This is a genomic window from Ralstonia sp. 1138, from assembly GCF_040544795.1.
Taxonomy (GTDB): Bacteria; Pseudomonadota; Gammaproteobacteria; order Burkholderiales; family Burkholderiaceae; genus Ralstonia; species Ralstonia flatus.
Map to the genome: position 1 here is coordinate 546,882 of NZ_JBEPKQ010000004.1, position 12,356 is coordinate 559,237.

At 63.4% G+C, this 12,356-nt stretch carries 14 protein-coding genes; 9 read left to right on the forward strand and 5 right to left on the reverse strand.

Annotated features, from left to right (window positions below; translation table 11 throughout):
• Both ABIC76_RS20185 and ABIC76_RS20190 read left to right on the forward strand, forming a co-directional pair.
• Entirely contained in the window at positions 1 to 1,197 is a 1,197-nt protein-coding gene (locus ABIC76_RS20185) for an amino acid aminotransferase (protein ID WP_354535017.1), read from the forward strand.
• Between the two features lie 205 nt (positions 1,198 to 1,402).
• Positions 1,403 to 2,674, forward strand: a complete 1,272-nt coding sequence (locus ABIC76_RS20190) for a polyhydroxyalkanoate depolymerase (protein WP_027677796.1) — start codon at positions 1,403 to 1,405, stop codon at positions 2,672 to 2,674.
• Positions 2,675 to 2,751: 77 nt separating this feature from the next.
• Here ABIC76_RS20190 and ABIC76_RS20195 read toward each other — a convergent pair whose 3' ends face one another.
• Positions 2,752 to 3,447 (reverse strand): TetR/AcrR family transcriptional regulator, encoded by a 696-nt coding sequence (locus ABIC76_RS20195; protein WP_354535018.1) that lies wholly within the window; start codon positions 3,445 to 3,447, stop codon positions 2,752 to 2,754.
• Positions 3,448 to 3,587: 140 nt separating this feature from the next.
• On the opposite strand from ABIC76_RS20195, the gene rsxB reads away from it, so the two are divergent.
• Both rsxB and nth read left to right on the forward strand, forming a co-directional pair.
• A complete protein-coding gene (gene rsxB / locus ABIC76_RS20200; RefSeq protein ID WP_354535019.1) occupies positions 3,588 to 4,418 on the forward strand; it encodes an electron transport complex subunit RsxB in 831 nt (276 codons plus the stop codon).
• Positions 4,419 to 4,432: 14 nt separating this feature from the next.
• Positions 4,433 to 5,077, forward strand: coding sequence for an endonuclease III (gene nth / locus ABIC76_RS20205; RefSeq protein ID WP_102064839.1), 645 nt, complete (start codon positions 4,433 to 4,435; stop codon positions 5,075 to 5,077).
• A 60-nt stretch (positions 5,078 to 5,137) separates the two neighbouring features.
• Here nth and ABIC76_RS20210 read toward each other — a convergent pair whose 3' ends face one another.
• On the reverse strand, positions 5,138 to 5,725 hold the full coding sequence (locus ABIC76_RS20210; RefSeq protein WP_027677800.1) for a malonic semialdehyde reductase: 588 nt from the start codon (positions 5,723 to 5,725) through the stop codon (positions 5,138 to 5,140).
• A gap of 406 nt (positions 5,726 to 6,131) precedes the next feature.
• Here ABIC76_RS20210 and ABIC76_RS20215 point away from each other — a divergent pair, with 406 nt between their 5' ends.
• Both ABIC76_RS20215 and ABIC76_RS20220 read left to right on the forward strand, forming a co-directional pair.
• On the forward strand, positions 6,132 to 6,359 hold the full coding sequence (locus tag ABIC76_RS20215; RefSeq protein WP_180815198.1) for a hypothetical protein: 228 nt from the start codon (positions 6,132 to 6,134) through the stop codon (positions 6,357 to 6,359).
• Complete coding sequence (locus tag ABIC76_RS20220) at positions 6,331 to 8,136, forward strand: S10 family peptidase (RefSeq protein ID WP_180815169.1); 1,806 nt, start codon at positions 6,331 to 6,333, stop codon at positions 8,134 to 8,136. The genes ABIC76_RS20215 and ABIC76_RS20220 overlap by 29 nt, the downstream gene beginning before the upstream one ends.
• 74 nt (positions 8,137 to 8,210) lie before the next feature.
• On the opposite strand, the gene ABIC76_RS20225 is transcribed toward ABIC76_RS20220, so the two are convergent.
• On the reverse strand, positions 8,211 to 9,146 hold the full coding sequence (locus tag ABIC76_RS20225) for a DMT family transporter (RefSeq protein ID WP_354535020.1): 936 nt from the start codon (positions 9,144 to 9,146) through the stop codon (positions 8,211 to 8,213).
• A 115-nt stretch (positions 9,147 to 9,261) separates the two neighbouring features.
• Between ABIC76_RS20225 and ABIC76_RS20230 the strand changes: the two genes are divergently transcribed.
• Positions 9,262 to 9,696, forward strand: coding sequence for a DUF1841 family protein (locus tag ABIC76_RS20230; protein WP_009238576.1), 435 nt, complete (start codon positions 9,262 to 9,264; stop codon positions 9,694 to 9,696).
• A gap of 67 nt (positions 9,697 to 9,763) precedes the next feature.
• On the opposite strand, the gene ABIC76_RS20235 is transcribed toward ABIC76_RS20230, so the two are convergent.
• Positions 9,764 to 10,162, reverse strand: coding sequence for a c-type cytochrome (locus ABIC76_RS20235; RefSeq protein ID WP_354535021.1), 399 nt, complete (start codon positions 10,160 to 10,162; stop codon positions 9,764 to 9,766).
• Positions 10,163 to 10,173: 11 nt separating this feature from the next.
• Complete coding sequence (locus tag ABIC76_RS20240; protein ID WP_027677805.1) at positions 10,174 to 10,539, reverse strand: c-type cytochrome; 366 nt, start codon at positions 10,537 to 10,539, stop codon at positions 10,174 to 10,176.
• A gap of 311 nt (positions 10,540 to 10,850) precedes the next feature.
• Between ABIC76_RS20240 and ABIC76_RS20245 the strand changes: the two genes are divergently transcribed.
• Positions 10,851 to 11,732 (forward strand): AAA family ATPase, encoded by an 882-nt coding sequence (locus ABIC76_RS20245; RefSeq protein ID WP_065857353.1) that lies wholly within the window; start codon positions 10,851 to 10,853, stop codon positions 11,730 to 11,732.
• Between the two features lie 12 nt (positions 11,733 to 11,744).
• Positions 11,745 to 12,353: a GNAT family N-acetyltransferase gene (locus ABIC76_RS20250; RefSeq protein ID WP_316888109.1), complete on the forward strand. Its 609-nt coding sequence runs from the start codon at positions 11,745 to 11,747 to the stop codon at positions 12,351 to 12,353.
• Positions 12,354 to 12,356 lie beyond the last annotated feature (3 nt).

Here is a 12,356-nt window from a genome sequence, read left to right on the forward strand (position 1 = left end):
ATGTCGCTTTTCTCTGCCGTCGAACTGGCCCCGCGCGACCCCATCCTGGGCCTGAATGAAGCTTTCAACGCCGATACCCGCAGCACCAAAGTGAATCTGGGCGTGGGCGTGTACTTCACCGACGAAGGGAAAATTCCGGTGCTGCGCGCCGTGCAGGAAGCCGAAAAGGCCCGCCTGGCCGCCGCCGCCCCGCGCGGCTACCTGCCGATCGAAGGCATTGCCGCCTACGACCAAGCCGTGCAGAAGCTATTGTTCGGCGCTGAATCGCCCCTGATCGCCGAAGGCCGCGTGGTCACCGCGCAGGCCCTGGGCGGCACCGGCGCGCTGAAGATCGGCGCCGACTTCCTCAAGCGTCTGTACCCGAACGCCAAGGTCGCGATTTCCGACCCGAGCTGGGAAAACCACCGCGCGCTGTTCGAGTCGGCCGGCTTCGAAGTGGTCAACTATGCCTACTACGATGCCCCGTCGCACGGCCTGAACTTCGCCGGCATGATGGAGTCGCTGAACAGCTACGCGCCGAATACGATCGTCGTGCTGCACGCCTGCTGCCACAACCCGACCGGCGTGGACATGACCACCGAGCAGTGGAAGCAGGTCGTGGAAGTCATCAAGGCCAAGAACCTGATCCCGTTCCTCGACATGGCCTACCAGGGCTTTGCCGACGGCATCCAGCAAGACGGCCTGGCCGTGCGTCTGTTTGCCGAATCGGGCCTGCCGTTCTTCGTCTCCAGCTCGTTCTCGAAGTCGTTCTCGCTGTACGGCGAGCGCGTCGGCGCGCTGTCGATCGTGACGACCAGCAAGGACGAAGCCACCCGCGTGCTGTCGCAAGTCAAGCGCGTGATCCGCACGAACTACTCGAACCCGCCGACGCACGGCGGCACGATCGTCGCCAGCGTGCTGACGAGCCCCGAGCTGCGCGCGATGTGGGAGCAGGAGCTGGGCGAAATGCGCGACCGCATCAAGTCGATGCGCAACGCGCTCGTCGACAAGCTGGCCGCCAAGGGCGTGAAGACCGACTTCTCGTTCGTGAAGGCCCAGCGCGGCATGTTCTCGTACTCGGGCCTGACCTCGGCGCAAGTGGATCGCCTGCGTACCGAGCACGGCATCTACGCCGTGTCGACCGGCCGCATTTGCGTGGCCGCGCTCAATACGCACAACATCGACGCCGTGGTGAATGCCATCGCTGATGTCCTGTAAGGTGCGGTAGGCGTCACGCCTCACGGGCAATTGCAAAAAGAAAAGCGGCTTCGGCCGCTTTTTTGCTGCATCGGACTAGACTGACACGGGCGCATCATAGAAGCAGCGCAACACTCCGTTATCAGGGTTTATGCTGCATCGCAGTAACCTGCACCCAGGTGCATAATCGTTTGCGTCGCCTTCGCCACCAGAGATCGGTCCAGCCATGCTTTACCAGCTTCACGAATTCCAGCGCGCCCTGCTCAGCCCCATGACGGCTTGGGCCCAGGCAACTGCCAAGACCTTCACCAACCCCCTGAGTCCGCTGTCCCTGATGCCCGGCGCGCAACGCTACGCTGCGGGCTACGAGCTGCTGTATCGCCTGGGCAAGGAGTACGAGAAGCCGGAATTCGGCATCCGCTCCGTCAAGTCCAACGGCCGCGACATTCCGATCGTCGAGCAGACCATCATCGAGAAGCCGTTCTGCCGCCTGATCCGCTTCAAGCGCTACGCCGACGACGCCGAGACCATCAAGCTGCTCAAGGATGAGCCGGTCGTGCTGGTGTGCGCACCGCTGTCGGGCCACCACTCCACGCTGCTGCGCGACACCGTGCGCACGCTGCTGCAGGATCACAAAGTCTACGTGACCGACTGGATCGATGCGCGCATGGTGCCGGTCGAAGAAGGTGCGTTTCACCTGTCGGACTACATCAACTACATCCGCGAGTTCATCAACTACATTGGCGCCGACAAGCTGCACGTGATTTCGGTGTGCCAGCCGACGGTGCCGGTGCTGGCCGCCATCTCGCTGATGGCCTCGGACGGCGAGAAGACGCCGCGCACGATGACCATGATGGGCGGCCCCATCGACGCCCGCAAGAGCCCGACCGCCGTCAACTCCCTGGCGACGAACAAGTCGCACAGCTGGTTCGAGAACAACGTGATCTACACGGTGCCGGCCAACTATCCGGGCCACGGCCGCAAGGTCTATCCGGGCTTCCTGCAACACGCCGGCTTTGTGGCGATGAACCCGGACCGCCACCTGTCATCGCACTACGATTACTACCTGAACCTGGTCGAAGGCGACACGGAAGACGCCGAAGCCCACGTGCGTTTCTACGACGAGTACAACGCCGTGCTCGACATGGCCGCCGAGTATTACCTCGAGACCATCCGCGACGTGTTCCAGGAATTCCACCTGGCCAACGGTACGTGGGTGGTGGAAGGCAAGCCGGTGCGCCCGCAGGACATCAAGAGCACCGCGCTCTTCACCATCGAAGGCGAATTGGACGACATCTCCGGCAGCGGCCAGACCGAAGCCGCACATGGCTTGTGCACCGGCATTCCGAATGCGCGCAAGCAGCACCTGACGGCACCGAAGTGCGGCCACTACGGCATCTTCTCCGGCCGCCGCTGGCGCGAGCAGGTGTATCCGCAGTTGCGCGATTTCATCCGCCGCTACGAAGAAAGCACACCGCGCATCAAGGCCGTCGCCTGAGCCTGAGCCACCCAAGAAAAAGCCTCGCAACTGCGAGGCTTTTTTGTTGGGCGACGACTCTGCCTGGGCACGGTCCATCAACCCCTGGGCCGGTCGAGATACGCCAGCAGCATCTTGATATGCAGTTGCGCGAAAGCTTCGTGCTCGTCGGCGGAGGCAATGTCGCGACCCACCACGGCGCTGATCGTGTAACGGTTGGACAGCACGTAATAGCCCAGCGCCGAGATCGTCAGATACAGACGCGACACATCGACGTCATCGCGAAAGGTGCCGGCCCGCTGGCCGCGCTCCACTACACCGCGCAATACCTCGATGACCGGGTTCACCAACTCGACCAGGTGCGGTGACGTCTTCAGGTGCCGCGCCTCATGCAGGTTTTCGCTGTTGAGCAGACGGATGAACTCGGGGTTCTCGTAATAGAAATCCCAGACGAACCGTGCAAGCTGGATGACCGCTTCACGCGGGTCTGACGACTCGATCTGCACCTGCTCTTCCGCCTCCTTGAAGCGGAAATACATGTGCTCGAGCACGGTGAGGAAGAGCTTTTCCTTGCTGCCGTAGTAGTAATACAGCATGCGCTCGTTGGTCTCGGCGCGACGGGCGATGGCGTCGACGCGCGCGCCGGCAAATCCACCGCGCGCAAACTCCTCGATTGCAGCAGCAAGGATGCGTCGGCGCGTGCCGGCGGGGTCGCGACGCGTGCGGGGTGCGGCGGATTCGCCATGAGCATCGGCTTCGATGTCGACAAGCGGCGCGGCTGGGTGAGACGGCATGGCACCTCGGTCCGTTTAGAACGCAGGAATTATGTCATAGGGTTAAGACATGCCCGCGGCATGGCATGTCAGGGCATGCACCGCTTGCGCGGGCGGCAAATCGGCGATAATGGCAGGCTATTCAAACGATCAGTCCCATCGTGGTTTCCTTGGTCCCCGCTGTGGCCGCAACCTTGGCCGACCGGCTCGAAAATCTCCTGCCGCAAACGCAATGCACCAAGTGCGGCTACAACGGCTGCCGCCCCTACGCTGAAGCCATGGCCAGCGGCGAGGCGCTGCCCAACCGCTGCCCACCGGGCGGCGCGGAAGGTATTCGCCGGCTGTCCGACGCACTTGGCCGCACGGGCAATCTGCTGCCGCTGGACCCGTCCAACGGCATCGAACAGCCCCGCGCCATCGCCGTCATCGACCCGGAACGCTGCATCGGCTGCACGCTGTGCATTCAGGCGTGCCCGGTCGACGCCATCGTGGGTGCGCCCAAGGCAATGCACACGGTGCTCGAAGACTGGTGCACCGGTTGCGACCTCTGCGTGCCGCCCTGCCCTGTCGATTGCATCGACATGCGCCCCGTCACCGGCGACCGCACAGGCTGGGATGCCTGGAGCCAGCAACAGGCCGATGTCGCACGAGACCGCTACGTCTTCCGCAACGCACGCCTGAAGCGCGAACAAGCCGAGAACGAAGCGCGCCTCGCCGCCAAGGCCGCGGCCAAACTCGCAGCGGTGAGCGCCGAGCAACCGGCCGATGACGCTGAACTCGCGGCCCAGGCACGCAAGAAGGCGATCATTCAGGCTGCGATCGAACGGGCGCGCCAGAAGCAGGCCGAGATGGCCGCGCGCGGGCAAGGTCCGCGCAACGTGACCAACGTGTCGGCGGATGTGCAAGCGCAGATCGACGAGGCCGAAGCGCGCCGCAAGCGCATCGCGAGCCAGATCGAACGCAGCGCCAAACCCGACGCAGACAAACCCTGACCCCGGCCCCGACGATGAATCCCGCCAAGCGCCGCGCCATCTTCGAGACACTGCGCGAAAACAACCCGACGCCGACCACCGAGCTGGAATACACCACGCCGTTCGAGCTGCTGATTGCGGTGCTGCTGTCCGCACAGGCAACGGACGTGGGCGTGAACAAGGCGACGCGCAAGCTGTTTCCGGTGGCCAATACGCCTGCCAAGATGCTGGCGCTCGGCGAGGAAGGCATCACCGAATACATCAAGACCATCGGGCTGTATCGCACCAAGTGCAAGCACATCCTGCAGACGTGCCGCATCCTGCTCGACCAATACGGCGGTGAAGTGCCGCGTGACCGCGCCGCGCTCGAAGAGCTGCCGGGCGTGGGCCGCAAGACGGCCAACGTGGTGATGAACACGGCCTTTGGGGAGCCGACAATCGCGGTCGACACGCACATTTTCCGTGTCGCCAATCGCACGGGGCTGGCCCCCGGCAAGAACGTCCTTGAGGTGGAGCTGAAGCTGCTGAAGGTGGTGCCGGAAGAGTTTCGGCAGGACGCGCACCACTGGCTGATCCTGCATGGGCGCTATGTGTGCAAGGCCCGCAAGCCCGAATGCTGGCACTGCGCCATCGAGCCACTGTGTGAATTCAGGCCGAAGACGCCGGCGCCGAAGGAATGAAAAACGGGGACCGCACCGTCTGATGCGCGTCCCCGTTTTCCTTGCGTGACGGATCGTGGCTTAAATGATCTTGCACGCCTCTTCGAACGACAGACGCGGGTTGCGCGGGTGCAGCTTCTCGGCGTCACCGTAGCCGATGTTCATGATGAAGTTGACCTTCCACTGGCCATCGGGGAAGAACGTCTCGTTCACCTTGTCGGCATCGAAGCCGGCCATCGGGCCGCAGTCCAGGCCGAGCGCACGGGCAGCAAGCACCAGATAGCCCCCCTGCAGCGAGCCGTTCATCAGCGCGGCCGCGTTGATCTTGGCCTGGTCGCCGGCGTACCACGAACGCGCATCGGTGTGCGGGAACAGCTTGGGCAGTTGCTCGTGGAATTGGGTGTCATACGCAACGATCACGGCCACGGGCGCCTGGCGGGTCTTTTCCTGGTTGCCGGCCGACATGCACGGAATCAGGCGCTCCTTGGCGGCAGCGCTCTTGACGAACACGAAGCGGGCCGGCGTGCTGTTGGCGGCGGTCGGGCCGTACTTCACGGTGTCGTACAACGTGTGCAGCAGTTCGTCATCGACCGGCTTGTCCAGCCACACGTTATGCGTACGGGCTGCGTGGAACAGTTGGTCCAGCGCGGACGGTTCAAGCATCGGCATTGCAAGGTGCTCCGGAAAAAGTTGAGGAGCGCATTGTAATGCGCCGTATCCGCGCGCGCCGGACACCCGCACGCTCCGGATGGGCGCCCTGCCTTCCATCGGCAGCCCGGTGGCTTTAGAAGAAACGGCATGCCTTCTTTGTATTTAATCGCATCCGCCGCGATGCATCTGCATCAACATGGTCATTTTTACAGTGCATCGCACACGATAAAAAACAGCCCTTTACAACGGTTTCCTTACGAACTACTTTTTCGTTCGTCATTGCATTACCCGCAGAGTTGTACGTATCGGATTCGCGCCCGAGTTAAAGCAGGCGCGTAGCCGCATTCATCCCGACGCTTTTGCATGGACCGTTACAGACTTTGCGCAAACGCGCTGCGGGCTTGACTCCAGAGCCGTTCTATTTTTGAAATCCGATCGGATTTCAGGGGCTTCTTTTACCAAACAAAAACCGATTGCATTAATTTCCGCAGACAAGGCGGGAAATCAGAATATTCGTTTCGCGTCGCACAGAAATTACAAAACGCAAATCGAATATGGAGCCCACTTAAAACCACACGTTTTAAGTGATGGCGTTCGTCACCCTGAAAAAGGCCATTATCGCCATGAAAAAATCCAGGTTATCGACCAGTGATTTTGCAGGATTGTCCCGGACCCTCGGTGTATCGTTTGCGGCCGCAGCGCTATCCGCGGTGCTGCTGGCAGGTTGCGGCGGTGGCGACTCGTCCGCCGCGGCAAACCCGAGCGGCGTTGCCACCAACGCCGGCAACGCAACCACGCAACCGGTGACGGCCGCCGTGCCGCCCGACCAGCCTTACGTCGACCCGAACGTCTACGGCACCGGGCCCAATGACGCGCTTGCTGCCGATCCGGGCGAAAGCGCGGCCATCACGCACCACACGGTGACGATCGGCGGCAAGAGCATCGCCTACACGGCCACAGCCGGCCACCTGACGACCATCGACCCCGTCACGTCCCAATCCAACGCGACGATGTTCTACGTGGCGTACACGCAGGACAACCCCGATCCGGCAAAACCGCGTCCGGTGACATTCTTCTATAACGGCGGCCCGGGCTCGTCGTCGGTGTTCCTGCTGCTGGGCTCGTTTGGGCCGAAGCGACTGCAGTCGTCGTTCCCGAACTTCACCCCGCCCGCGCCGTACAAACTGCCCGACAACCCGGACAGCCTGCTCGACCGCTCCGATCTCGTGTTCATCAACCCCGTGGGCACCGGATACTCGGCGGCCATCGCACCGGCCAAGAACAAAGACTTCTGGGGCACCGACCAGGACGCGCGCTCCATCGACCGCTTCATCCAGCGCTACCTGACGAAGAACTCGCGTTGGAACTCGCCCAAGTTCCTGTATGGCGAGTCGTACGGTACGGCGCGCAGTGCGGTGCTGTCGTGGGTGCTGCATGAGGATGGCATCGAGTTGAACGGGATCACGCTGCAATCGTCGATCCTCGACTACGCGAATGCGCTCTCGGCCGTCGGCACCTTCCCGACGCTGGCCGCAGATGCCTTCTACTGGAAGAAGACGACGCTCAACCCCGCGCCGACCGACCTCGACAGCTACATGGTCCAGGCCCGCAACTACGCCGACAACACGCTCGCACCGCTGGCGCAGGCCCCGAGCGCCGCAGACGGCGGCTTCGTCAACGTGCGCCTGAACCTGAACCTGTCTACGGCGCAGACGATGGGCTCGTACATCGGCACCGATCCGGTCTCGCTGATCCAGACGTTCGGCAATCCGGCGGCGCTGGGGAACGTGCCGTCGCAGAACAACAACCCGCCGTACACGTTCTTCCTGACGCTCAACCCGGGTATCCAGATCGGCCAGTATGACGGCCGCGCCAACTACACGGGCCAGGGCATCGCGCCGTTCATCCTGCCGAACTCGGGCAGCAACGATCCGTCGATCTCGAACATCGGCGGCGCGTACACGGTGCTGTGGAACAGCTACCTGAACACGCAGCTCAAGTACACGTCGACCTCGTCGTTCGTGGACCTGAACGACGCCGTGTTCAACAACTGGGACTTCAGCCACATCGACCCGACGGGCGCCAACAAGGGCGGCGGCAACACGCTGTACACCGCTGGCGACCTCGCCTCGACGATGAGCCTGAACCCCGACCTGAAGGTGCTGCAGGCCAGCGGCTATTTCGACGCCGTCACGCCGTTCCACCAGACCGAGCTGACGCTGGCGCAAATGCCGCTCGACCCGACGCTGAAGGCGAAGAACCTGACGATCAAGAATTACCCGTCGGGCCACATGATCTATCTGAACGATGCGTCGCGCACCGCGCTCAAGGGTGACCTGGCTTCGTTCTACGATGGCGTGATGGCCGATCGTCCGGCCCTGATGCGGGTGCAGAGCCTGCAACGCCTGCCGAGCGGGCCCAAGAAGTAATCGCCTCAGGCAGAAAGCAAAACCGCCCAGTTCACGCTGGGCGGTTTTTTGTTGGTTGGACTGTGGATTCGGCTTCAGGCCATGTCGTCTGCACCGTGGCCGGCGGGTTTCGCATCTGCACGTGTGAGCCACAGCACGCCCGCCAGAATCAATGCGCCGCCGGTCATCTGCATGGGCGCGATCGACTCGCCGAGCAGCAATGCCGCCAGCAGCACCGTCACCACCGGCTCCAGCGTCGACAGCATCGACGCCTGCGCGGCCCCCAACTTCTGCAAGCCAGCAAAGAACGTCAGGATGGCCACCACCGTCGACAAGCCGGCAATGGCCAGCGCCGCGGCCCAGCCGCTGAACGTGCCCGGCAGATGCGCCGGCGCACCGAGCAACGCCATCCCGGTGTACACGACGGCCGCAGCGGTACAGATGACGGTCGTGCACGCCAGTGGATCGAGCCCGCGCGTGACCCGTGCACCGACCGTGATGTAGATCGAGTAAATGACCGCCGAGGCCACACCCAGCCCGATGCCCAGGAGGCTGCCGCCCGACAGGCCCGCACCGCCCACCGTCAGCCCCGCCCCGACCGAGCACAGCACCAGCGCGATGATCGCCGTGGTGGTCAGCCGCTCGCGCAGGAAAATCGCCGCCAGCACCGTCACGAACATCGGATACAGATACAGCAGCAACGCGACCAGGCTGGCCGGTGCGTAGTTCAACGCCGTGAAAAACGCGAACGACTGCCCCGCATAGCCGATGCCGCCCATGGCCGCCAGCCCCGCCACGCGCGACCACGGCGGTATGCCGATGCGGCGGACACGCATCACGACCATCAGCGCCGCGGCCGCGATCACAAAGCGCACGATCAGCAGACCGACCACATTGGCGCCACTCGCATAGGCGTAATGCGTGAAGATGGCCATCGCGCCGAAGGATGCGGCGGACACGGCGATCAGCAGCACGCCGAGGAGCTTGTCACCGGCGCGTGCTGCGAGGGGGGAATCGGCGGCTTGTCTCATGAGGGGCGGCGTTTTTGTTGGAATCGACCTCTGCGGGAGCGGCCGCCATTGTAGCGTTGCCGTCTCGCGAAGCTGCCCGGCAGGCATCGAGGCGCGCCGGTACAATGCCGGGATCATGTTCAATCCCTCCCGCGACGAAGTCCGTCAATTCTTCTGCGGCGCGTGGCGCAAGCACCGCCAGGCAGAAATCCTCACGCCGCTCGAAGCCATGGCGCTCGACTGGATGCTGCAGCATCCCGAGTACCACGACACCCTGGAAGCCGGCGAAGAAGCGCTCGCCCGCGACTACACGCCAGAAAGCGGCCAGAGCAACCCGTTTCTCCACCTCTCGATGCACCTGTCGATCAGCGAGCAGGTGTCGGTGGATCAACCGCGCGGCATTCGCGCCGCTTATGAGGCGCTGGCGCAGCGGCTCGACTCCCCGCACGAAGCCCAGCACCAGGTGATGGAATGCCTGGGCCAGATGCTGTGGACGGCGCAACGCACCGGCCTGCCGCCCGACGGCGATGCCTACATCGAATGCGTGCGCAAACGCGCCACGGCCCGCTGAATCTGACGCTCTGACGCCAACAAAAAACCGCTCCGAAGAGCGGTTTTTATTTACCGGCGATGCCGCATTACTTCTTGAGCACCAGCGAGCCCGGCAGGGATTCGATGTACGCGGCAATGTCCTTCAGCTCAGCCTGCGTGAACGGACGCGGCTTGCCGTCGGCACCGATCGTTGCAGGGTTGCTGTTGACCTGGCCGGCCATGATGGCGTTGCTGCGGCCCACCAGCGGGTTGCTGCTGGTCTGGTAGGCCAGCAGCGCGTGATAGATGAAGTCGCCGTGCTGGCCAGCGAGCTTCGGATAGTCCGGCGAGATCGGGGCATTCAGGCCAGCACCGTGGCAAGCCGCACAGGCGCCCTTCTCCACCAGTTGCTTGCCCTTTTCCAGATCAGCAGCCTGCGCCGACACGGCGGCAGCCAGCATCAGCGCGCCCAGATTGAACGAGATTGCGAGCGAGATCTTCTTCATATTCTTCCTCGTCACTTCTGGGGATTGTTTTGGGTGGCAGGCGTCTGCGCTGCGTAGTAGGCGGCCAGGTTGGCGATGTCCTGATCCGTCAGCGAGCCGGCGATGGCGCGCATCGTCGGGTGCTTGCGGTCACCCTTCTGGTACGCATGCAGCGCGCTTTCGATGTACTTGGCGTTTTGGCCGCCCAGATAGGGCACGCGATACACCTCGGGGAACGACGTCTTGTAGTCGGGGATGGCATGGCAGCCGATGCACATGGCGACCTTGTTTTCGGCGGCGGCAGCGTTGCCCTGAACGTCGGCAGCGGCGGCGCTGTTGGCGGCGGCCAGTGCGCCTAAAGTGCCCAAGGCGGCCACCATGGTGAGGATCTTTTTCATCTCGTTCTTAAGCGTGGAGTTTCAGAATCCTGCTCGCCCTGCCGGCTTGGCTCGTCTCAGCCGGCTGTCTCGCTGGGCGCATTCACCCGCCGTTGGCAACAAGCCAGAAGACGGTCATTTGAGGTGCGTCAAACCGGCGCATTGTACCGCACCGTTTTTTTGCCAGTCCAGTTAGGGCTCCCGTGACTTGACAGCAAGGAATGGCACGGCGCGGCGCCCTCAACCCGCCCCCGCTCACGCCCGGCGTCAAACACCCAAATGCTCTTATACTGGCCGTTTCCAAATCTTTTACCGCCCAGTAGGCTTGCACGATGAACACCACCACCTCGCCTGCCCCATCCGACCAGCGCACCCGCTTCGAAGGCTCCGACCAGTACGTCGCCACCGATGACCTCAAGCTCGCCGTCAATGCGTCGATGACGCTGCAGCGCCCGCTGCTCATCAAGGGCGAGCCGGGCACGGGCAAGACCATGCTGGCTGAGGAAGTGGCCGCCGCGCTGGGCATGCCGCTGCTGCAGTGGCACGTGAAGTCGACCACCAAGGCCCAGCAGGGCCTGTACGAATACGACGCCGTCTCGCGCCTGCGCGACTCGCAGCTCGGCGATGACAAGGTGCACGACATCCGCAACTACATCGTCAAGGGCGTGCTGTGGCAGGCCTTCGAGGCGGATGAACCGGTCGTACTGCTGATCGACGAGATCGACAAGGCCGACATCGAGTTCCCGAACGACCTGCTGCGCGAGCTGGATCGCATGGAGTTCTACGTGTACGAAACGCGCGAAACCATCCGCGCCAAGCATCGCCCGCTGGTGATCATCACGTCGAACAACGAGAAGGAATTGCCCGACGCGTTCCTGCGCCGCTGCTTCTTCCACTACATCAAGTTTCCGGATGCCGAGACGATGCAGGCCATCGTCGATGTGCACTACCCGGGCATCAAACCCGCGCTGGTCAAGGCCGCGCTGGATGCGTTCTACGAGATGCGCAATCTGCCGGGGCTGAAGAAGAAGCCGTCGACGTCCGAACTGATCGACTGGCTCAAGCTGCTGCTGGCCGAAGACATTCCGCCGGAATCGCTGCGCAGCCAGGACAAGAACGCCGCGATTCCACCGCTGCACGGGGCGCTGCTCAAGAACGAACAGGATGTGCACCTGTTCGAGCGCCTGGTGTTCATGAACCGCGCCAATCGCTGAGCGAGCCCCGCCATGCCGCGCCTGATCGAGCCCGTCACGCTGTCCGGCCAGCACGCCTGGCTGGAGCCGCTCGGCCCCGAGCACGAGGACGAAGTGCGCGCCGCGGCCGCTGATGGCGAGCTGTGGAAGCTTTGGTACACGTCCGTCCCGTCGCCCGACAAGACCGGCGAGTGGCTGGCCATTGCGCTGGACATGCGGGAACGCCTCGGCGCGATGCCGTTTGTCGTGCGCGAGATGCGTGACGGACAGCCCGGCAAGGTGGTCGGTGCGACGCGCCTCTTCAACGTCGACGAAGCCAACCGCCGGCTCGAAATCGGCCACACGTGGTACGCCAAATCCGTACAGCGCACGGCCGTCAACACGGAATGCAAGTTGCTGCTGCTCACGCATGCGTTCGAAACCCTGCGCTGCATTGCCGTGGAATTCCGCACGCACTGGATGAACCACCAGAGCCGCGCCGCCATCGCCCGCCTGGGCGCCAAGCAGGACGGCGTGCTGCGCAACCATCAACGCATGCCGGACGGCAGCTTCCGCGACACGGTCGTGTTTTCGATCATTGAATCGGAGTGGCTGACCGTGAAACGCCATCTGCAATACAAGCTCGAGCAACCGCGCGCCTGAGCG